We start from the raw sequence: 22,516 nt of genomic DNA, 5'->3' as shown, positions 1-22,516 counted from the left end.
CACCGATTTCAATTTCGAAATTTGGAAAATGTCGTTCAAGACACAGTGGTCAATCGCCTGAGAAAATTAATGGCGACGAGTGAATTTAACGATTGCTTCACACCGAGCAGTTTGTGGGAACATGTCAATTGACTGAATATAATCCACAATGTAGGACTTGGTAAGCTGAGTCAAGTCACGTGCCAGGGTGGAAGGATTGCATGAAATATAGACAAAATGCTCAGGCTTGCTCGTTAAAATAGCCTGAATCAATACATCATCTAACCCAGTCCTTGGCGGATCGACAACTAATGCATCCGGGCGAAACCCTTCTGCTAGCCATTGTGGTAAGACATCTTCGGCTTTTCCAACCTGGTACTTGGCGTTTTCGATTTGATTTAGTTTGGCATTTTCATTTGCATCAGCAATGGCTTCCGGAATGATGTCCATCCCGCGCACCTCTTTAGCCTGACCAGCTAAGGAAAGGCCGATAGTTCCAACCCCAGAATAAGCATCCACAAGGTTGGTATTCGGGGATAATTCCAAGGCTTTGCGCGCTTCACGATACAGCTTGACTGTTTGGTAAGGGTTCAGTTGATAGAAGGCACGTGCTGAGAGATTAAACGTTAAATCTTCTAATTTATCTTGAATGAAGGTTTTTCCAGCTAACAATGTCGTTTCTTCACCCAAACTAGCGAAGTTTTTCCCTTATTCAGGTTTTGCATATAAGATACAATTTCGGGAAATTTGGCTTGTAAATCAGCCAGCAGTTCGCGTTTATGAGGGAGCTTTGTTGAATTAGTAATGAAAACCAATTGAGCTTCATTCGTCGCTACGGCAACCCGTACCACAACAGTTTTCACAATACCGGAGTTGTGTTTTTCATCGTAAATCGGCACTTGATAGCTTTCTAACAAAGCGACCACACGGCGCATGATTTTCATGGTCAACGGATGTTGAACGCTGCAAGTTGGTAAGTCGACTAAATCATGGCTGTTTTCTTTGTACAGGCCAGCAGCCACCAGACCGTTTAATTCGCGAACTTGAAATTGAGCCTTGTTCCGGTATTCATAAGGATTATCCATGCCAATCGTTGGAAGTAATTTATAATAACGATAGCCAGACGGCCGATATTTTTCTAGGGCTTGGCGAACCACATCGCGTTTGAACTCCAGCTGGGCTGGATAGGCCAGATGTTCTAACTCAAATCCGCCAACTTCATCCGCAAAGGCATCACGGGGTTCAACCCGATCGGGACTCTTTTGACGAATTGTGTGGAGTTTGGCGATTAAATAACGCGGATGAATTTCAGTAACAGTGGCGGTGACGACTTCTCCCGGAAGCGCCCCCTTTACAAAACAGATCGTATGTTTAAAGTACCCGATCCCTTCGCCATTAATACCTAAACGTTTGATCGTCAGCGGAATCCGTTGACCTACCGGAATTGATGCTTGAACAGTTGCAGCATTAGCTCTTGCTGGTCGTTTTTTGGCCGAATAAGAAGTTCTTTGTTTATCGGACATGATGTTTCCTTTCTAAATTAAGTAAGGTGATGTAGCTATTCAACCCGTTTAATGGATTGACCATGGTAATCTTGATAGTAAAGTTCTGAAACGTCGTAGCTTTTAAAAATTTGAAGAATGTCAAAAAAATCATCTACAGCTTGTGTTTGCTTGACTTGATAAGGGTCTGCCCAATAGACATCACCCTCCAAAGAAGCTTGGGGTGTACCTTTGTATTTGTTTGTCCGAAAAAGGAGGACGATGTAGCGGGTCTGGCTGTTTAACATAAATTGTTTGATACCGACTAACTGTGGATTTTCAATTTGTAATTGAGTTTCTTCGTAGACTTCGCGAATCGCGGCTTCCACAAAAGACTCGCCTGGTTCAACATGTCCGCCAGGAAAAGTAATGCCAGCCCAGTTTTTATTACGGCGGTTTTCTAAGAGCACTTCTTTGGTTTCTGGATTTTCCACCATAACTAGGTTAGTGAGAACCGTTTGTTCCGGTACATGTTTGTTTGCCATCTAAATCCCTCCAATTAATTAACTTAAGGTCTATCATACCAGAAATAAGCCTTAAGAATTTACTTTGACCGAACTTATTTGTGTAATTTTTTGGCAAAAGTGCGTATTATGTGAGTGTAGTCATTTGGGAGATGAAAAAATGAAAAAAATCGGATTTATTGGAACAGGTGTCATGGGAACGGGCATTATCAAAAACATGTTAAAAGCAGGGTATCCAGTGACGGTTTTTAACCGAACGAAAGCTCATGCCAATGAAGTTGTGGCGGCCGGTGCCACGTGGGTAGATACCGCACAAGCCGTCGCTCAAAATAGCGAAATTGTTTTCACAATGGTGGGGTTCCCACAAGATGTTGAAGAAGTTTATTTTGGTCAAACAGGTGTCTTCGCTGGCACACGCGATCAGCAAATTGTGGTTGATATGACTACCAGCACCCCAACCTTAGCAAAGAAAATTGCTACATACGGTCAGCATCATAATCTGCAAGTTTTGGATGCTCCGGTTTCTGGAGGTGACGTTGGCGCGCAAAAAGGGACGTTGACGATTATGGTCGGCGGTGATCAGAAGGCATACGAAAGTTTGCAACCAATTTTTGATGTTATCGGGCAACAAGCTAATTATTTTGGCCCGGCTGGTGCAGGACAGCATGCTAAAATGGCTAATCAAATTATGATTGCAGGAACCATGACAGGAATGAGTGAGATGCTCGTCTATGCCCAAGCTGCCGGCTTAGATTTACCTAAGGTGTTACAGACCTTAGAAAGTGGCGGAGCTGATAACTGGAGTCTTGAAAACTACGCGCCTCGAATTCTGAAAAATGATTATACCCCGGGTTTTTTTGCAAAGCACTTTTTGAAGGATTTGCGGATTGCGCTTAATGAAGCTGATAAATTGCACTTAAACTTACCAGCCACGGATGCGGCGCGCAATTTGTATGCCCGGTTAGTTGACGAAAAGCAATTGGGCAATGAGGGGACACAGGCCTTAGTTAAGTTGTGGTGGTCAGATGACCACGTTAAATCAAAAAACTAATTTGGTTTTTAATCCTAAATTCGATACACTATGATTTGAAGTTAATTCAGAGCAGGAGTTGTATTCATGAAGGACAAAAACCCAACACAGGACCGGAAGCTCTGGTTAACCTTTTTCCTAGGGTTAATTAGTGCTACCGGTCCTTTATCGTTAGACATGTATGGGTCTCTGTCAAATTGTATTGGTGGAGATTTTTGAAAAGCATGTTCACTTCGGTGAATGTGCTTTTTTTGTTTACGCATAAATTAAACTGATACGAATGAAAAAGTTATGAATATTTTGAAAACCAAAACAGCTACGCTTTAACACCTTAATTTTACGATTTAGTCCTTCAATAGGACCGTTGGAATACGGATAACGACAACTATTGAGAACAGCAGGACCATTCTTTATTAAAGTTGAGATAGTAATATCCATTTGGTTGCCAGCCGCCTTGTAGTTGGCAATCAAGGTTTTAAATCCAACCGCATCTTTTTGTTGAATGGCTGTTAGAATTCCTTGATAGGTTTGATACACAGTTTTAAATTCTGGAAATTCATCTAAGGCTAGGTCAATGGCGTTCTGTTGGGTCATGTATTCGTTGATACCGTGTAAATAGATAAGTTTAGTATCATTGACCTTTTCTTCTGCCAAATGGAACAAACGCCATTGAGATTTTAGAATGCGATAAACTCGGGAATGCTTATCTTGAAAAGTATGGATCACACGTGTACGTTCGTTATCCAGTGCCCGACCGGCAAGTTGAATAATGTGGAAACGGTCAATGATGGTTATTGCCTTAGGAAATAACCGATGAATAAAGCCAGCATACTCAGCATTCATATCAACGGTGATTGTTTGAACTTTCATACGTTCTTGAACTGAATAGCGAGCTTCAAAGTAATCAATGATATCCTTACTAAGGCGATCCTTAAGAATCACAATGCGGCGATGACTAACGGCATCGCAACAGTTAAAGGACATTAGATGATTACAGGAACGGAATTCATCAAAACAAAGATTTTGGGGGAGTGTTTTAACACGATAAGCTAAGTGAATATTCGCATTTAAAATGCGTTGAACACTACTTGGTGAAATCCCACAAATCTTAGCGATTTCTTTACTGGTCAGCATATCCCGAGCCAGAACAATTACTTGATGTTTCACATTATGCGTAAAAGTTTCATTACGTTTAACGAGGTTAGTTTGAGCACCACAGGTTTTTAAACACCGTTTACATTGATATCTTTGTCGTTTTAGCTGCATCTCATAACGTCCACCTGATAAGGTTCCCAATCTTAGATGGCCAATGTGAGTTCCATTTTTGATTAGAGATTTATGGCCACAATGAGGACATTTTAAAAGTTGATAGGAAAGGATAGCGTGAACGACATGAACGTGTTGCCCATTGGGATAATGTTCCTTAGTAATCTCAGTTACAGTTAAATTAGGGTCTGTTATTTCGAATAGGCTTAGGATAGAATTAGTTAGGGACATTTGTTTTTCCTCTTTTCGATTTTATTAGGCGATTAAATCGTAACACAAAGAGGGCAAATGTCCTTTTTTTTTTCAAAATAAAAACTGGTATCAGTTATTCACCAATACCAGAAAGTGTAGACCCACATGTATTTACCAGCATTACCCGTTATGCAAACGGCATTTCATACGCAAACTGCTATAATTCAAATGAGTATTACCACCTGTTTGATTGGTCTCGCAGTCGGCCAACTTATTGTGGGACCCTTAAGCGATCATATTGGGCGCCGTGGGCCACTTGCTGGCGGATTTGCAATTTTTGCAGTGTCCGCATTAGCCATTATGAACGTTAAATCAGTGGGACTCTTTTTACTTATACGTTTTATTCAGGGATTGGCCGGTTCTGCTGGACAAGTCTTGGCAAGAGCAGTAGCCCGTGACTTGTTCTCCGGTAAAGAACTTACCAAGTTCTTTGCCATGCTTATGGCTGTTAACGGGGTTTTCCCCATCATTTCTCCCGTAATTGGCGGTTTTTTACTGAATTTTATGTCTTGGCGAGGAATTTTTGGATTGCTAGCGGTGATTGGTGTACTTGTGGTTGTGGGGATCTGGACAACATTGGAAGAAACTTTGCCACCAGAACGGCGGAGTCACGCGGGACTCTTAAAAGGATTGCGTGCCTTAACCTTGATGTTTACGAAGCGCGATTTTATGCTGATTGCTACAATTCAAGGCCTTGTCTTCGGGGCACTATTCAGCTACATCGCGGCATCTTCATTCGTCTTTCAGAATTTCTTTCACTTGAGCGCGCAACAATTTAGTCTATTATATGCAGTGAATGGTTTGGGTATTATTATCGGCAATAATCTGCCTGCTTATTTTTCGGCGAAGGTTGCCAACATGCGAATGCTTGCCCTTGCGCTTGGAATGGGAACAACCGCAGCAGGAATAATGGTCGGTAGTCTGTTCTTTACTGCCAGTTTATGGGTGATCGCAATTGCCTTATTCGTGGTGGTCATTTGTATTGGCATGGTAAACACGCTGGCAACGTCAATGGCGATGAATAGTCAAACGGAGAACGCCGGCAGTGCCTCGGCCGTTTTAGGCTTAACCATGAATATTATTGGCGGAGTTTTTTCGCCGCTTGCTGGCGCTATGGGGGCTCATACCTATGCCCCAATGGCGGGATTAATCTTCGCTTGCGAAGTGGGTGGCCTGGTCCTATTTTTAGTCCTCCTTAAAAAGCAGAATTTGACAGAAACGCGTGAAATGTAAAGACTTATTTAACTTAATTTTAACTTCAAAATTAGAAACGATTGTAGTACAATTAAGTTGAAAAGTGAGGTGGAAATTGTGGCAAAAGATATTAAAGCAGAAGAATACATAACAGGTTCTGAAGTTGTGAATAAAATCGAACGAATCGGTAGTTTGGCTACTTTAGGGAACTGGGCAAAAGAAATGGAGCGTATGGGGCACAAGTTCCAGCACGATGGTCGTGGACGACGAATTTACTCAGACGAAGATATGAAATTACTGCAACAGATGAATGATCTGTTGGGTGATCGCCATACGTTAAAGCAGGCCGTAGATGTCACTCTAGGCATTACGGATAAAGAAGCTGCGGAGAAAGACAAAAAAGCCGCTGACGGTGACAAGACACCAGCCGTTTTAGACGAAAAGATGCTCCAAGCTCAAAATAAGGATCTTTCTGAGATTAAGGAAATGTTGGCGCAGCTGGTCAAGCAGAATCAACAATATCATGAAGAAAATGTGCAGTTACAGGCCCAAGTAACCGAATTAACCGAAATGACTAAGAAAAATGAACAACTGTTACAAGAACCACCAAAGAAAAAGTCATGGTGGCAACGACATTTTGGTTCTTCGAACGAAGATTAAGCTAAGAATTAGAACTCAATTAGTGACTTCTAAACTTATCAAAAAAGGAAGCGAGACAAATATCAGATTTGTTTTGCTTCCTTTTTGTATTAGCTAAATTATTTTTTTTCGTTAATTACGTAAATTGGACGGTGCTTACTTTCGGAATAAATTCGGCCGATATAAGTCCCCAATATACCAAGGCAAAATAGTTGGATACCACCAATGAATAGTACGATTGCCGCGAGGGACGGCCAACCGGCAGTGGGATCCCCAAAAAAGATAGTACGAATAATAATGAAAATGAGCGCCAACACAGAAATAACGCAGGAAAAGATGCCCACGAAGCTGGCAATGGCCAATGGGGCTGTTGAAAAATCAATGATGGCTTCTAGTGAATATTCAAATAACTGCCATAGGGACCACGAGGTTGTGCCTGCCACTCGTTCGCGGTTTTCAAAATCAACGTATTTCGTGCGAAAGCCCACCCAGCTGAATATGCCCTTGGAAAAGCGGTTGACTTCCGGCATCTGTAAAACGGTATTCACAACTTTTCGATTCATGACCCGATAGTCACGGGCGTTGGGAACAATTTCAACTTTAGAAACTTTATTAATAAATTTATAGAACAGATTGGATAGAAAAGAACGAACGGCTGGTTCACCTTGGCGGCCTACACGGCGGGTGGCAATCGTGTCGTAGTTTCCTGTAGTCAATTCTTGGAGCATTTGCGGCAAAAGCTCTGGAGGGTCCTGCAAATCCACATCCATTAGCCCGACAATTTCTCCAGTTGCAGCTTGGAGACCAGCAAGAATGGCGGGCTCCTTACCAAAATTACGTGAAAATGAAATGTAGTGTGCGGTTCGCGGGTATTGGGTATTTAATTTTTTAAGTTCACTTAAGGTCGAGTCGGGCGAGCCGTCATCAATGAACCACAATTCTAACGCATAGTTTTGCATACTAGGTTTTTGAAAGACTTTTTCGATCGCCTTGAAATAAATGGGAATTGATTCCTGCTCATTAAAGCAGGGGACAATCATTGAAACAGTTTGCATAATTTTGCGTCTCCTCTCACGTCATACCTAAATTATACCATTTTGATTCGGTAGTTCCTTTTTAATACAATTAAAAGTCGGCTGGAAATTAGAAAATGCGCCATTTCGTTTCTAATGCGGACTGTAGTAACGAAAGACATAAAAATAACATGAGAACGAAATTAGCAACTTGTGAAAACGCTAACTAGCTTCCCATGAAATCCGTGTTTTTCTCCCGTATAATATACATAAATTATATTTGGGGAGCTGGTTAAATTGGGAGACACGAATACGAAACAATTTCGTTGGTTTACAATTGCTTTAATCGCGTTTAACACTGTTTGGGGATTTAACAATGTTGTGAATAATTACGCACAACAGGGCGCAACCGTTATTACTTCATGGATTATTATTCTGGTAATTTATTTTATTCCTTACACACTGATGGTTGGACAACTGGGCTCAACCTTTCAAAAGAGTGGTGGGGGTGTCAGCTCGTGGATCGATGAAACCTCGACCCGTGGACTAGCTTACTTTGCAGCTTGGACCTATTGGGTTGTGCATGTGCCTTATCTCGCACAAAAACCGCAAAATATCCTGATCGCCATTAGTTGGGCCTTCACAGGAGCAGGAACCTACTTCAATCATTTTTCAACAGCTATTTTTTCAATTATTTGTTTAGTAGTCTTTTTATTCTTTATGTGGGTAGCTTCAAAAGGGATTACCACCTTAGGCATTATCGCAACCTTGGCGGGGATGGCAACATTTATCATGTCTATTCTCTTTATTTTCTTGGCAATTGCCGCACCGCATTTACCGAATGTTTCGGCCGCCACACCACACCTAACCAGCGTGAAAACTTATATTCCTAACTTTAATTTTGGGTACTTCACGACTTTATCGATGTTAGTGCTCGCTGTTGGCGGTTCTGAAAAAATTGCACCATATGTTAATAAAACCAAAAACCCGTCTAAAGAGTTTCCTTTAGGAATGATTATTTTAGCAGTCTTAGTAGGTATTTGTGCAATCATCGGTTCCATCGGGATGGCAATTATCTTCAATAGCCACGCAATTCCAAAGGATTTGATGATGAACGGGGCTTACAGTGCTTTTCAAACGCTTGGTCGTTATTACCATATTGGTAATGCGTTGATGATTACTTATGGACTAACCAATTCGATTGGCCAAATTGCTGCTTTGATTGTATCAATTGATGCGCCACTACGAATTTTACTTTCTGGACACAATGATCAGTATGTGCCAAAGTCTTTGATGAAACTAAATAAACACGGAGTATTCATTAATGGGTACAAAATGACCGGTGTTTTAGTTGGGATTTTAATTATGGTACCGGCAATTGGAATTAAAAATATTCAGGAACTTTATAACTGGCTCTTGAACTTAAATTCAATTGTCATGCCGTTGCGCTACTTGTGGGTGTTCGTCGCATTTATGTTATTAAGTCGGCAAATGAATAAATTTCATTCGGACTATCGCTTTGTCAAAAATAAAACGATTGGTTGGCTGCTTGGCTTCTGGTGCTTCTTATTTACTGCATTTGTTTGTATTCTGGGGATGGTGCCGAAGATTAGTTTTTCAGCTAACCCACATGGCTGGCTTTTACAGTTGGGCTTAAATATTGTGACACCAATCGTTTTGATTGCCCTAGGGCTCATCATGCCGATGATTGCACGTCGTCATAAAGCAAAAGTTTAATTTACGTGAAGCAGGGAAAATCAGTTCCCCGCTTTTTTATTTTCTGGTAGAATGGGCCTATTAAGGACAATTGGGAGATGGCAACGTGAGTAAAGTAACAAGTATGTGTACTTCAGTTTTAGTGGGGAAGAAAGCCAGTTTAGATGGGTCAACCATGATTGCACGGAACGAGGATCGGTTTTTGCCGATTCATCCAAAAAAATTTTATATGCATCCGGCAGTCCAAGGACAACAGCGTGTTTTAAAATCACAGCTAAATGGTTTTGAAGCACCATTGCCGGAAAATGGTTATCGTTATACCGCCACCCCGGATGCGGATCCTAGCCAACTGCATGAAGGGGTTAATGACGAAAGCGGCATTAATGAAAAGAATGTGGCAGTTAGTGCAACCGAAAGTACCTATGGCAACGAGCGAACATTGGCGTACGACCCGTTAGTTGAAAACGGACTCGGCGAAGATTCCTTAGAGACCATGGTGCTGCCCTACATTGATTCCGCACGTGCCGGAGTCAAGCGCTTAGGCCAGTTGATTGCCCAGTATGGGTCCAACGCCGGAAACAGTGTCCTATTTAGTGACAAAGATGAAGTTTGGTACATGGAAATTGTTACTGGTCATTATTGGGTGGCGCAGCGGATTCCTGATGATGCCTATGCGGTAGCCGCAAATGAAGTTGCTATTCAACAAGTTGATTTTGATGATCCAGATAATTTTATGTGGGCCGAAGGGATTCAAAACTTTGTTACCACTCATCACTTGAATGTCGATCAGACTGGTTGGAACTTTCGCCATATTTTCGGTACCTTTAATGAAAAGGATCGCCATTACAATACGCCACGGGTTTGGTATGCCCAAAAATTTCTGAATCCAGAGATCGAACAGGATCCTGAGTCAGGGGAACTTCCGTTTATTTGCCGGACAAATCATAAAATTTCGGTTGAAGATGTTGAATTTATTTTAGGTTCACATTACAATGAAACCCGCTTCGATCCATTGGCACCCGGGGAGAATGCAGATAAATATCGATACCGCGCCATTTCACTAAATCGGACCCAAAACTCGCATGTCTTACAAATTCGTAATGATGTTCCGGCGGCTCAAGCGGCAATTTACTGGTTGAACTTCGGTGTCCCGGCCTTTAGTCCGTATGTGCCATTTTACGGTAATGCGAAGGATACTGATGCAAGCTACGCTGATACTTCAATGAAGTTCAATTTTAGCGACGCTTACTGGATGTATCGAACCCTATCGATGCTAGTTGAAAGTCATTATCCGCAGTTTGTGCAAAGCGATCGTGATTATTTGACTGCACTTCGTGAAACGCAACGACGATTCTTAGAAACTACCGATCATAAAGCAAGTAAACTGTCTGGGACAGCTTTGACGGCCTATCTGACTGAGCAAAATAAAACCTTGGTTGCAGAGATGCGGAAACAAACCACCGATTTTATCGGGAGTTTGGTCGTTCAAGGAGCGGGCTTGTCCAAATTGACCTTCAATATGGATAAAAATTTGTAATTTAGGTCACTTACAGAAATGACTGATAGGGATGTTGTTAATAACAAGTTAACCGATTAATCTTGGGCAACAGGATAGTGGAGGTAGACCTATGTTAGATCTTAAAATTACCGATTCTGCGATGGCGTTACTGAAAAGAAAAAAGATTGCTGATAAGACCCTTTTATTGGTCACCGATGATGGCGGGGGTAAGTATTCCTTGCAGGGAGGTGCGTGCAGTATTGGGGCTAAGTTTTCAATCGTTGCATTGGATGACTTTGATCCAGAGTATCCCCTTAGCCTTAAAAATAATTTTGAACTTAACTTATATACTTCCAAATATGACACGCGCTTTTTTAGCACCGGGTTGGAACTGGATGTCACAAATGCACGTATAAGTTTGAAAGATCATACAGGATTATTGGATAGTAATGTTCTTATCGCAAACGGGAAAGCTATTTTAGCGGCTTTTGAAAAGGGCATTATGATAAGTGGTGAAAGCTGCTAGACGGTAATTTAAACTAAAAAATTGACTAATTTCTATTTTTTGAAATTAGTCAATTTTTAGATTTTAAAAGTGTTTTCCTCAAAGAAATGTATGACTGGATTTTCGAAAAAAGGCCTAAAAAAGCTCATTTAAAATTTTGGGAATTTCAAACGAGCTAAATATTTTAAACTGTGTTGGGTTCGGAATAAATTACGACTCATATTACTAATGTTAGCGTTCAAACCCGCTTTTTATCAGGAATTAATCTAAATCTGTGACATGAGCATAGCCAACGATATAGGGTTTCCAATACGATGCCATGTAACTTTCTTGAATCACGCCGCGATCTTGCGCATCGATCATTTGATTGTGCCCTTTTACAATAATTCCAACGTGATCAATCGTAGCCCCGCCACTGTAACTGAAGAAGACTAAATCACCTGCTTGAACGTCAGCGTGCGAAACGTGATCGAGTGCCTGATATTGCGCCTGTGCGGTGCGGGGTAATTTTTTGTTAAAAGCCTTTGCGTAACTGTACTGGGTTAAGCCGGAACAATCAAAAGTGTCTGGACCGACTGCACCCCAAACGTAAGCCTTACCAAGTTGTTTGTGTAACAGGCTGTTAAGGTTAGCATAAGATTGTGTTTTGGTTTTCTGAGCCGTCGCAGTTGTGGTTGTGGCCTTAATTTGATGTGTTTTTTGCGGGATACTGAGTTCCGCTAATCCTTTTTTATGATTCTCAGTGGATTGAATGCCCTGGATCGGTTTCAAATTATTAGCTGAAACCGAGCTTTGGGTAAAGAAGAGGGTTAAAAAAGCCGTAAAGAATAGTAAAATGGGTAGTGCAGTTTTAGTTTTCATGCAAACTCCTTAATTATTGAACTGATTTATATATCATAACAGGCTAATATTACAAAAAATTAACAAACTTATTTTAAAAACAAGTCGAGACATTACATTAAGACGTATGAAGGGATGGTCTGAATGGCAGGTAAGAAAATTGGAATCCGGCAGCTAGTTGAATTTGTACTTCGGGCCGGCGACCTGAATGCAAGCAGTAATAGCCAAAATACGGCTTTGGAAGGTGCCCGAATTCATCGCAAACTTCAAAAAATGGGTGGTGAAAATTACGAAAAGGAAGTTTACGTCAAACGCACAGTTTCTATGGCCGGCGAAGACTATGTGATTGATGGCCGCGCTGATGGCGTTGTACAAACGGATAATCACTTATTGATTGAAGAAATCAAAACTTCAGATCCTGATTTTGAAGATCTTTCCGAAAATACACTAACCCTTTATTGGAGCCAGGCCAAAGTTTATGGAGCCATTTTGACCCATGATTTAGATCTGCCGGAAGTTACTTTACGGCTCACTTATTATCAACGGCCAACAGACCAAATTACCCAAAAAGAACAAGTTTTTCAACGTGATGAACTGCAAAAATTCTTTGACGAACTTATTGAAGAGTACCGAAGTTGGCTAGTGATGCGAGCAGATTGGCGCAAAGTGCGTAACCAAAGTATCCAGAAGCTCGATTTTCCGTTTACACAGTACCGCAATGGCCAGCGTGATTTGGCGGTTGCGGTGTATAAAACCATTGCGTTAAAGAAACGGCTGTTCGTTGAAGCACCAACAGGGACGGGAAAGACGATTTCGACACTGTTCCCGAGCATTAAATCTATGGGTGAAGACCTAAGTGATCGACTATTTTACCTGACAGCTAAGCAAAGTACGCGCAGTGTCGCAGAAAAAGGTCTCCAGTTGATGGTAGACCAGGGGTTGCAGATCAAAAGTATTACGCTGACGGCCAAGGATAAAATTATTTTTCCGGAAGAAGTCGATCTTGCTCCAGAGGACAATCCCTACATGGTCGGTTACTATGATCGGCTTAAGGATGGCATTCGGGATGTTTTCGAACACGAAAATCAGATTACCCGACCGACCATTGAAAAATATGCTAAAAAGCACACGTTAGATCCCTTTGAGTTTTCACTGGACATTTCAACCTTTATGGACGTCATTATCTGTGATTACAATTACCTGTTTGACCCGATTGTCTTTTTACAGCGGTTCTTTTCTCAACCAGATGACAGTAACTTCTTTTTAGTTGATGAGGCTCATAATTTGGTTTCACGAGCACGTGACATGTATACGGCCGAAGTTGACGATCACGACATTGACACGCTATTAGAAATGAGCAAGTCGGCTGCGGAAAATGAAGATATTAAAGGGATTGCTAACCAGTTAAGTAAGGTGCAAACCGCGTTTGATCAGGTGAAGCTGCCGTTAACAGAGCAGCACAAAACGCAAGCTGTGACGACAGAAGAACTAACCGGCTTTCGGCACCGTCTCGAGAAGTTCAATCTTTTTGTCCAGGACTGGTTGCCAAAACAGCCGCAGACGCCGTTCACCTCCCAAATATTGGATTTTTACTTCATGCTGTTAAGGTACGTCAAAATCTCCGCATTTTATGATGAAAGTTACCGCGTGATTGTGATGGTGAGAGAGGACCAACGGATTAGTGTCAAAGAGCTCTGTTTGGATCCGAGCCCATACTTAGACATGTCTTTGAAAATGGGACGTGGCGTCGTGTTTTTCTCTGCTACTTTGTCACCCATGGCCTACTTTAAAGAAACGTTGGGTTGTGAAACTAACGGCTTGAGTTTACAGTTAAGCTCACCATTTTTGGAACAGCGGCAAAATATTTTAATTACCCAGTACGTAAATACCACCTATAAGCAGCGGGAGAATAGTATTGGGAGTATTGTGGCTAGCATTTTTGCAATGGTAAATGCTAGGAAGGGGAATTATCTGGTCTTTTGTCCTTCTTACCAGTATATGACGCAAATCGAGAATGCCTTTTTAGATCAGTACCAGCAGTTTAATGTGATTGAACAAAGCAATCAGATGGATGAATCAGCACGTAAGGAATTTTTGGATGCTTTTGCAAAAGATTATCCGCATTCTCTGATTGGGTTTAGTGTGCTGGGCGGAATTTTTTCGGAAGGCATTGATTTGGTCGGGGATCATTTAATTGGGGTGGCGATTGTGAGTGTCGGGCTTCCCGGTTTGAGCGACGAGCGCAATTTGCTGCGTGATTACTTCGATCAAAAAAATGGGAAGGGCTTTGAATATGCGTATCAATTGCCCGGGATGAACCACGTTTTGCAGGCTGCCGGCAGATTAATTCGCAGTACTCGTGACGCCGGCAATGTTGTCTTAATGGATAATCGCTTTGGCAGCTCAAGGTACACCCGATTGTTCCCCAAGCACTGGCAGCACTATCAACGGGTGTATTCGGTCGCCCAACTTAGTCAAAACGTCGCCAATTTCTGGCAAAGTCTTCCTGAACCAAAGTAGAGTCAAATTTCAATCGATAAAAGTAGTTTTTTGTAACATACAGAAAGCTGCTTTTTTGTTTAAAAAATTAGTTTTTTTGGTGCGTTACACAAGTTAATTGGCTGATATCCTTATTTGCTGTTTACAGCAATCGGCTTAATCGGTATATTAGATAAGGACCATTGCTGTTGTTGGAGTTTACATAGAAAGAAGGAGTTCGCGGAATGGAAAATGGCATGTATTTAGTCATTAATGTAATTGGAATTCTTGTTTTTATCGGGGTTGCCTTTTTATTCTCCAAAGATAAAAAGCACATCGATTGGCGTTCAGTTTTAACGATGTTAGTGATTAACATCTTCTTGGCTTGGTTTTTAACAGGATTTTCGATCGGAATTGATGGGGTTAAAGCCGCCGCATCAGCTTTTAATTGGATGGTACAGATTTCGTATTCAGGAATTTCTTTTGCCCTGGCAAGTTGGGTAAACGTGAAACAAATGGATTTTGTAACGAGTTCGTTATTACCAATCCTGATGATTGTGCCATTATTCGATATTTTAACTTATATCGGTTTCTTGCCTTGGTTGATTAAATGGGTAGGTCGCGGACTTGCCTTCATCACGCGGCAGCCAAAATTCGAATCCTTTTTTGCGGTTGAAATGATGTTTTTAGGAAATACCGAAGCTTTAGCGGTTTCTAGTTTGCAATTGAAACAAATGAAAGCCCAACGGTTAGTCACCATTGCAATGATGTCCATGAGTTGTGTGACCGCTTCGATTTTAGGCGCATACATGCAGATGATGCCCGGCGAATATATTATTGCTGCGGTTCCGATTAACATTGTAAATGCAATTATTGTGACAATTATTTTAAATCCAGTTACAGTGACACCCGAAGAAGATACGATTGCCAAAATCGGGGGCAGTGCACAGGCTGCTGAAAGCACACAAACAACGGATCCTAGTGGCTCAGAAGAATTAGCGGAAGCTCAAGCCGAAGCTAATGCTAAACCCAAAAAAGAGCCATTCTTCTCATTCTTGGGAGATTCAATTTTAGGTGCCGGCAAGCTGGTCCTAATTATTTTGGCGAACGTGATTGCTTTTGTGGCCTTGGCTAAATTAATTGATGAGGGATTACAATTGATTGCACCTTGGTTGACTCTAGAAAACATTTTAGGGATCATTATGTTTCCATTCGCATGGCTGCTTGGCTTGGATGTGCCAACTGCCTTCAAATTTGCGCAATTCATGGGAACAAAATTGGTCACAAACGAATTTGTGGTTATGGGAAAAGTTTCGCCCGTTGTTCAAACATACGCACCCCATTTTAAAGCGATGTTAACCGTCTTTTTAACTTCCTTTGCAAACTTCTCCACAACCGGAATGGTTATTGGGGCGTTCAAAGGGATTGTGGATCGGAAGAAGAATGATGTTATTTCGAAAAATGTCGGCTACATGCTCTTGTCCGGTATTTTGGTTTCGTTACTATCGGCTGGTGTAGTAGGGCTCTTTAGTTGGTAAAATAGCGTAAAAGTGACACATTTAATACTTGTGTCACAAAATCAATTTCATACACTGTAAAAGTAGTGAATAATTGTGTCTTTTCAAATTTAAGACAGATTATTCACTATTTTTTTACAAAATTTAAGAAATCGCTTACTTTATGTAAATGATAATTAGAACTAAATTATGGTAATTATAGATTAAATTTGTTTTGTATTATCAGGTTGCTATAATCAAATTAAAGTTATAGAAACAATAAGTTATATTCGAGAAGTCGATTTCACTATTAGGAGGGACAGTGGTATGACCATCAGAAAGATTTATTCGTTTTTTATGATTGGTCTGCTCCTTTTTGGAATAGGTTATCCCGCAACGGGAGCTTGGGCTGAAGAGGGTCAAGATGATCAATTTAGTATTTCGGAGGCTCGGCTTACGAATGAAAACACCGAGACAATTGAGGAGGTTGATGCAGAAAAGCAAATAAATGCTAAGTTCCATCTGAAAATGACGGGGAAACAAGCTAGAGAAAACGATGGCACCGTAATTGCGCTATCAGGAACAGACTCTTTGACTTTACCAACTAAACAAACAGAATTCGCTCCCGAAATTGCAGGGGTGAAGGCAGATACCCCGTTAGTCACATTTCAAGTTAGTGATGAACTTAATGGTTATGCGTTGAAATGGGACAAAGAAGACTTTGAGTCTATTGCGGATGATCAAGAAATTGATTACGAAGTCACATTACCTTTAACCATTCAGACTATCACAGAAGATTTCAAAGCAAATATTGAAATGAAATTTAGTGGTTTGAAAGAGAATGTTAAGTTTGGTTTGTTAACTTTCAAGGCTCCGGTTAAGAGTGCAAATACAGAATCGGAAGTTAAAGCTACTGAGAAGAAATTAGAGGCCACTAAAGAAGAAAAACAGAATAGCGAGGAGACAGAAACAGACCCGAAAGATGAGGCGGATTCTGATACTGATGAGAAAACTGAAAATAATAAGAGTCAGAAAATAGGAACTAAAGTATTGACCAACGATCCTATGGATCAACTTAACGATGCAATTGCGGTTTCACAGGTTGGCATTAAACAAAATGCGTTTAGCAGTGAATTTGAAATTTGGTCAAAAGATAATTCAAACAATCAAACAAATATAAACATATATGAAAATAAAAGTTCAAATGGACAATTAAGTTCTTTAAGTGATTTACAAAATAATTATTACGACAGTTACCATAAAAATGCAGATGAACAAAAGAGTTCAATTGTGACGTATAGTATGGATTACAATTTCTCTGGTGAAGAAATTGGTGTTTATTACGGAAATGTTGGTCTATATACGGATTTAAATCACAACGTGAAGACAATGGGAGCCGTTGTGAAAATTACTAATATTCAAGACATTGACAATGATGCTAACGGACCATGGGGTTCCGGTAATACGGCTGCCCAACGAAGAAAATTTATCGATTTTTCTAATAACTTATATTCTGGAGTCACCTATGGAAATATTGGCCAGTTCAACATTGATATCACTTTTATCGATCCTGAAACTAAAGAAAGACTGCAAGTTGCCCCACAGACTGAATCTATTCAATCTTATTTGACTTTCGGTTCTTTAAATGGAGATCGTGAAGTAGGAAATGAATGGGTTGGGTCCGCAGAGGGTGTACCAGGTCTTCCAGGAAAATTGGTTGAAAAACATGAAGACAATATGTATGAAGGTATAGGTGAAGGTGTCTGGGATGGATCCTCACATTCGGGAGATCATCAGTGGGGGGATTATCTAGGAAGTGTTGACTTTGAAGATGGTGCGGTTTCATTTCCACTTTTGAAAACATCTACACATAAATTTATTTTAAAATGCAGATTATATAATTAATTCGAACACCTAAAAAAATGTAAACAAAGACCCATAGTAATGTCCTACAATGGTAGTCACCACAACCAAACCATGAAAGAAGATACATTACTATGAGCTTCTCTACTTTAACACAATTCGATCGCGGTGCCATCTACCATTTGCTAAATATCGGTTATTCTCAAAACAAAATTGCTTCCGCACTCAATGTGTCCAAATCCACCATCAGTTATGAACTCAAGAGAGTTCAGCCATATAACCCTATATTGGCACAGGCGGATGCCGAACAACAACGACATCATTCAGGAAGAAAATCAATTTTAACTCCAATGCTGAAACGCTTAATTGAGAACCATTTACGTTTGACACATTCACCTGATGAGGTCGCACATGAGCTTAGACTTTGCACTAGCTCAATCTATAACTGGATTTACAGTGGCCAAATCAACTTTAAGGCTGAACAATTGCCCGACAAAGGACAACGTCACAAACATCAAGATGAGCGTCGGGGAAGCTTTCAGGTTGGTAAAACTATTGAAAATCGTCCTCAAGCTATAAATGATCGCTCCGAATTTGGACACTGGGAAATGGATACCGTTCTTTCGTCACGAGGTGGTTCAAAGACATGTTTGGCAACATTTGTAGAAAGAAAGAGTCGTCTAGTTTGGATGATTAAAATTCCAAACCGTAGTCAGAATGCAATGAATAACGCCATTGAAACCTTCATCAGAACCTTTGGTCCAGCTGTAAAATCATTTACAGCTGATCATGGTAAAGAATTCTCAGGTTATCAACTCATTGAAGACACCTATCAACGTGAGGTATATTTTTGTCACCCTTATTCACCGTGGGAGCGTGGAACTAATGAATATTTCAATCGCAAAATTCGTTGGTTCTTTCCTAAAAAGACAAACTTCGCGAAAGTCACAGAAGAATCAATTATTGAAGCAACGGAGTTGATTAACAACCGACCATTAAAAATTCTAAACTGGAAAACTGCCATTGAAACATTCAGGGAACTATTTAGTAAGTGTTCGAATTAAACTTGTAATCTGCGTTATAAAAGAGTTTTAGGAAAACAAGTACTTTTAGTTATCTGCAATTTTTCAACGAGAGAGATTAATTACTATGTCCCATCAGAATATGTTCATACAACTCATAAATGTTTGATTAGTAATACGAATACCAAGAGTTGGACAGATAAAGGAAGAATAGTACTTGCACCTTATGGGGCGCAAGTATACTTAATTGATTTAAATTAAGAGCAGCATTCTGTAAAAGGACTATTTGTAAGGGAGAACGCAAATGTATACAACTAATAAGATAAGTGGCGAACACTTTCGATTTACTGTTTTAACAGAGCGGCTGATCCGACTTGAGTATTCAGATTGCGGTAAGTTTGAAGATCAAACTACGCAATTGGTTCAAAACCGTGAATTTAAAAAAGCAAATTTTAAAGTTATAAAAAACCGGAAAAATCACGAAATTGAAATTATTACAGAGTTCATTCATTTGTATTATGATGGTGGAAAATTCACGCCAGCAACGCTTTATATTGATGCTGCATATAATTATGGGACATATATGAGCCGTTGGTACTTTGGTGAAAAAAACAAAAAGAATTTAAAAGGAACTGCCCGCACGCTAGACAAAGCGGATGGTGAAATTACACTAGACGATGGATTGATGTCTAAAGATGGTTTTTCATATTTAGATGATTCACAATCGTTCATTCTGACTGATAATAAGTTTAAGGTTCGCGATTTTTCGGAGTTAGACTATTACTATTTTGCATATGGACACGATTATGAAGGAACACTGCGTGACTACTATAAATTAACTGGTTTCACGCCTCTAATTCCACGTTTTGCTTTAGGAAATTGGTGGAGCCGATACTGGCCATATACACAAGACGAGTATAAAACATTATTTGAACGTTTTAATAACGAAAAAATTCCAATTTCTGTGGCAGTTATGGACATGGACTGGCATTTAGTACACGATGTACCTGCAAGATTTGGAAGCGGCTGGACAGGCTATACTTGGAATGAAAAACTTTTTCCTGACCATAGAAAATTACTTAACTGGCTGCATAAGCAAGGAAAACATGTAACTGTGAATGATCATCCAGCGGCTGGAATTCGTGCTTTTGAAACGGCATATCCTCAAGTAGCAAAAAGATTGGGCTTAAATGTAGAGGAAGAAGAACCCGCATTGTTTGATTTTCAGAATCCAGCATATAGACAAGCATACTTTGAGAATGTTCATCATCCACTTGAAAAAGAGGGTATCGATTTTTGGTGGATTGATTGGCAGCAAGGACAAAATCGTAGTTCTGAGCAAGTTGATCCTCTGTGGTTGCTTAATCATTACGTTTATCAAGATAACGCGGCAAAACAATCTGGAAATGGGTTAACTTTATCGCGATATGGTGGTCCTGGTAGTCATCGTTATCCTCTAGGATTTTCGGGAGATACGGTTGCTAGTTGGAAATCGTTAAAGTTTCAGCCATATTTTACTGCGACAGCTTCTAATATTGGTTATACTTGGTGGAGCCATGATATTGGCGGACATATGAATGGCTCTTATGACAGTGAACTGACTGTTCGATGGATGCAATTTGGTGTCTTTAGTCCTATTAATCGCTTACACAGTTCGGAGAATCCCTTTATGGGAAAAGAACCTTGGAACTATGACGAGAATGCACGACAAATTATGACTAAATTTCTAAGACTACGTAGTTCGTTAGTGCCATATTTGGATACGGCTAACGAGTTGACACATCGCGAAGGAATACCCCTAATTGAGCCAATGTATTATAAGCACTCTGAAAGTAAAGAAGCTTACACAGTACCAAACCAGTACTATTTTGGAAGTGAAATGATAGTTTCGGCAATTACTACACCTATTGATTCAACGACAATGGAAGCACAGACAAAAGTATGGTTACCAGAAGGCGAATGGTACGATTTCTTTACTGGTATCAAATATACTGGTGGCACTTTCAATACAGTGTCTCGTGCAGAAAAGGTTTATCCGGTATTTGTCAAAGCAGGAGGAATTGTCCCATTAAATGAAAAGTATATGGACAATATCGAAGATTTGCCAACAGAATTAACAATTCGTATTTATCCTGGGAAAGCTAATGAGTATACACTGGTTGAACATCAATTTGGATCTGCCGCAAGAACAAAATTCGAATATGATGGCGAAAAAGAAGTGAAAGTTCATGTAGAGGATCCTAAACACATAATTCCAAAGCATCGTAAACTTATTTTTGTGCCAAGCGGTAACATGAAGAATTTGGCAGAAAATTATGTAAAAATAAGTGATAAAGCAGATATGATAGTAAAGCTTGTGTTTGACTTAGATTCACAACTGGTCTTAAATCTGATCTATAAAAAACTACAGCATGCTAATATTTCTTTTGACTTAAAAAACGAAATTTGGAATAATATGCAAACAAAGGCGAATTTATCGAAAAAAATATCTTACATTAATACTTTGGAACAACGAGAAGTCGCCCAGATGTTGCAAGAACTGGTAGGAACATTGTAAAAGTTTAGTGACAGTGTGAATCCTATAATTTGTTTTTGTTAGAACGTCATAAGAAATTACATTTGATATACGTAAAATTCTATTCTTAAACAGTTAGAATTTATGTTCGCAAGAACTTCAGATTAATTGATGTCGGGTGTTTTTTACGCTATAAAATGGTATTATTTCTTTTTGGAAGGTAAAAGTATTGTTTTGTGTTATTTTTTATTCTTTTTTTCGTACAGGGTTATATAGTTATCTGCCAAGAAGTCAATTAATAAGTGAAAAAATCCTGAAAAGTATGGCTCTAGTTTTGCACTATCTTGAAGATGAGAAAGTGCGTAAACGCAATTGGAATGGGCGGACAACCAACTATCTAGTCCGTTAGTAAACGAAACGATTGGCGTCTGAACTAAGGAAGGTAATTTTAGGAAATCTTTGACAACAGTGTTTTCTCCCGAAGAAGAAAAAATAATGAGAAGATCGTCTGCTGTGACACTTTCTGAAATCTGGCGATTTAAAATGCTACCACTATTTGAAGGAAGGAGTACCATGCTAATTCCCATTTTAAGAAAATTCTGTTGTAAATCTCTTGCCTGTGACTGTTGATTAAGCCCGGTAGCCAGAACAAAAATGCGATGTGCCCGGTGAATATAACGCAGTGTCGTTTCGATACTGGAAGTACTCAACGAAGCCAACATTTGAGTAACATTATGACCGATTATTTCAGCATTGGGTTTTGAGACAGTATCCGTATCAGCATTATTCCAAGTTAAATAATATTTGAAATCAGAAAATCCGTGAAAGCCGAGCTTTTGTGTAAAGCGGAGCACGGATGAAGTGGACACAAAAGCTGCGTCCGCTAAATTGTTAATACTCATGCTACAGACTTTTTTCTGGTTAAGCAAAACGAATTTTGCGATTTGCTTGTCAACGTTTGAAAATCTCTTTTCGTGTTCCTTGATTCGTTCTTCAATTCTTCGAGTCATAATTCAATTCACCTCATATTCATTTGACGTTTATGCTTTTAGCATAAACGTTTTTTTAATTCTTGAAAATCTTTTTATTGCCAAAGAAATGGTAAAATTCCCAAACAAATAGAAAACTGCCAAAAGTGCGAATGAATACCGTATACTATGCATGTGGATTTCTGAAAGCGCTTTTAGAACCAACCATCAAATTAT

At 39.9% G+C, this 22,516-nt stretch carries 17 protein-coding genes and 1 pseudogene; 12 read left to right on the top strand and 6 right to left on the bottom strand.

Translation table 11 applies throughout. The features are described 5' to 3' along the window. Positions 1 to 66: 66 nt before the first annotated feature. Both rlmD and ACLJJ6_RS09485 read right to left on the bottom strand, forming a co-directional pair. A pseudogene (gene rlmD / locus ACLJJ6_RS09490) lies at positions 67 to 1,502 on the bottom strand (23S rRNA (uracil(1939)-C(5))-methyltransferase RlmD). 35 nt (positions 1,503 to 1,537) lie between these two features. Further along, the gene (locus ACLJJ6_RS09485) at positions 1,538 to 2,005 is read right to left on the bottom strand and encodes an 8-oxo-dGTP diphosphatase (protein ID WP_412989210.1); all 468 of its coding nucleotides are present in this window, start codon (positions 2,003 to 2,005) and stop codon (positions 1,538 to 1,540) included. A gap of 139 nt (positions 2,006 to 2,144) precedes the next feature. Here ACLJJ6_RS09485 and ACLJJ6_RS09480 point away from each other — a divergent pair, with 139 nt between their 5' ends. Beyond that, positions 2,145 to 3,035, top strand: a complete 891-nt coding sequence (locus ACLJJ6_RS09480; RefSeq protein ID WP_412989209.1) for an NAD(P)-dependent oxidoreductase — start codon at positions 2,145 to 2,147, stop codon at positions 3,033 to 3,035. Between the two features lie 234 nt (positions 3,036 to 3,269). On the opposite strand, the gene ACLJJ6_RS09475 is transcribed toward ACLJJ6_RS09480, so the two are convergent. Further along, entirely contained in the window at positions 3,270 to 4,511 is a 1,242-nt protein-coding gene (locus tag ACLJJ6_RS09475; protein ID WP_412988180.1) for an ISL3 family transposase, read from the bottom strand. A 126-nt stretch (positions 4,512 to 4,637) separates the two neighbouring features. On the opposite strand from ACLJJ6_RS09475, the gene ACLJJ6_RS09470 reads away from it, so the two are divergent. Together ACLJJ6_RS09470 and ACLJJ6_RS09465 are read left to right on the top strand one after the other, a co-directional pair. Beyond that, a complete protein-coding gene (locus tag ACLJJ6_RS09470) occupies positions 4,638 to 5,765 on the top strand; it encodes a multidrug effflux MFS transporter (protein ID WP_412989208.1) in 1,128 nt (375 codons plus the stop codon). Between the two features lie 78 nt (positions 5,766 to 5,843). Continuing rightward, positions 5,844 to 6,386 carry a MerR family transcriptional regulator gene (locus ACLJJ6_RS09465; protein ID WP_412989207.1) on the top strand — a complete coding sequence of 181 codons (543 nt, stop codon included), beginning with the start codon at positions 5,844 to 5,846 and terminating at the stop codon, positions 6,384 to 6,386. Between the two features lie 98 nt (positions 6,387 to 6,484). Here the strand turns inward: ACLJJ6_RS09465 and ACLJJ6_RS09460 are convergent, their stop codons facing one another. Next, entirely contained in the window at positions 6,485 to 7,420 is a 936-nt protein-coding gene (locus ACLJJ6_RS09460; protein WP_412989206.1) for a glycosyltransferase family 2 protein, read from the bottom strand. A gap of 255 nt (positions 7,421 to 7,675) precedes the next feature. Here ACLJJ6_RS09460 and ACLJJ6_RS09455 point away from each other — a divergent pair, with 255 nt between their 5' ends. The 3 genes from ACLJJ6_RS09455 to ACLJJ6_RS09445 all read left to right on the top strand — a co-directional run bounded on the left by ACLJJ6_RS09455 (position 7,676) and on the right by ACLJJ6_RS09445 (position 11,118). After that, positions 7,676 to 9,115: an APC family permease gene (locus tag ACLJJ6_RS09455; protein WP_412989205.1), complete on the top strand. Its 1,440-nt coding sequence runs from the start codon at positions 7,676 to 7,678 to the stop codon at positions 9,113 to 9,115. Positions 9,116 to 9,218: 103 nt separating this feature from the next. After that, positions 9,219 to 10,631: a C69 family dipeptidase gene (locus ACLJJ6_RS09450; RefSeq protein ID WP_412990467.1), complete on the top strand. Its 1,413-nt coding sequence runs from the start codon at positions 9,219 to 9,221 to the stop codon at positions 10,629 to 10,631. A gap of 91 nt (positions 10,632 to 10,722) precedes the next feature. Continuing rightward, complete coding sequence (locus ACLJJ6_RS09445; protein ID WP_412989204.1) at positions 10,723 to 11,118, top strand: iron-sulfur cluster biosynthesis family protein; 396 nt, start codon at positions 10,723 to 10,725, stop codon at positions 11,116 to 11,118. A 240-nt stretch (positions 11,119 to 11,358) separates the two neighbouring features. Here ACLJJ6_RS09445 and ACLJJ6_RS09440 read toward each other — a convergent pair whose 3' ends face one another. Next, positions 11,359 to 11,958 (bottom strand): C40 family peptidase, encoded by a 600-nt coding sequence (locus ACLJJ6_RS09440; RefSeq protein WP_412989203.1) that lies wholly within the window; start codon positions 11,956 to 11,958, stop codon positions 11,359 to 11,361. A gap of 123 nt (positions 11,959 to 12,081) precedes the next feature. Between ACLJJ6_RS09440 and ACLJJ6_RS09435 the strand changes: the two genes are divergently transcribed. The 6 genes from ACLJJ6_RS09435 to ACLJJ6_RS09410 all read left to right on the top strand — a co-directional run bounded on the left by ACLJJ6_RS09435 (position 12,082) and on the right by ACLJJ6_RS09410 (position 21,353). Next, positions 12,082 to 14,457 carry an ATP-dependent DNA helicase gene (locus tag ACLJJ6_RS09435; protein WP_412989202.1) on the top strand — a complete coding sequence of 792 codons (2,376 nt, stop codon included), beginning with the start codon at positions 12,082 to 12,084 and terminating at the stop codon, positions 14,455 to 14,457. Between the two features lie 215 nt (positions 14,458 to 14,672). After that, a complete protein-coding gene (locus ACLJJ6_RS09430; protein WP_412990466.1) occupies positions 14,673 to 15,953 on the top strand; it encodes a NupC/NupG family nucleoside CNT transporter in 1,281 nt (426 codons plus the stop codon). Between the two features lie 285 nt (positions 15,954 to 16,238). Continuing rightward, on the top strand, positions 16,239 to 17,816 hold the full coding sequence (locus ACLJJ6_RS09425) for a hypothetical protein (RefSeq protein WP_412989201.1): 1,578 nt from the start codon (positions 16,239 to 16,241) through the stop codon (positions 17,814 to 17,816). Between the two features lie 92 nt (positions 17,817 to 17,908). Next, positions 17,909 to 18,838, top strand: coding sequence for an IS30 family transposase (locus ACLJJ6_RS09420; RefSeq protein WP_412988322.1), 930 nt, complete (start codon positions 17,909 to 17,911; stop codon positions 18,836 to 18,838). A 9-nt stretch (positions 18,839 to 18,847) separates the two neighbouring features. Beyond that, positions 18,848 to 19,057, top strand: a complete 210-nt coding sequence (locus ACLJJ6_RS09415) for a hypothetical protein (RefSeq protein ID WP_412990465.1) — start codon at positions 18,848 to 18,850, stop codon at positions 19,055 to 19,057. A gap of 43 nt (positions 19,058 to 19,100) precedes the next feature. Beyond that, complete coding sequence (locus tag ACLJJ6_RS09410; protein WP_412989200.1) at positions 19,101 to 21,353, top strand: TIM-barrel domain-containing protein; 2,253 nt, start codon at positions 19,101 to 19,103, stop codon at positions 21,351 to 21,353. Positions 21,354 to 21,550: 197 nt separating this feature from the next. On the opposite strand, the gene ACLJJ6_RS09405 is transcribed toward ACLJJ6_RS09410, so the two are convergent. Further along, the gene (locus tag ACLJJ6_RS09405; RefSeq protein ID WP_412989199.1) at positions 21,551 to 22,321 is read right to left on the bottom strand and encodes a MurR/RpiR family transcriptional regulator; all 771 of its coding nucleotides are present in this window, start codon (positions 22,319 to 22,321) and stop codon (positions 21,551 to 21,553) included. Positions 22,322 to 22,516 lie beyond the last annotated feature (195 nt).

This window comes from Pediococcus siamensis, from assembly GCF_047220215.1.
Classification (GTDB): domain Bacteria; phylum Bacillota; class Bacilli; order Lactobacillales; family Lactobacillaceae; genus Pediococcus; species Pediococcus siamensis.
Note: the sequence above shows the minus strand (reverse complement) of the source record. Positions and strands in the feature narration are given on the sequence as shown.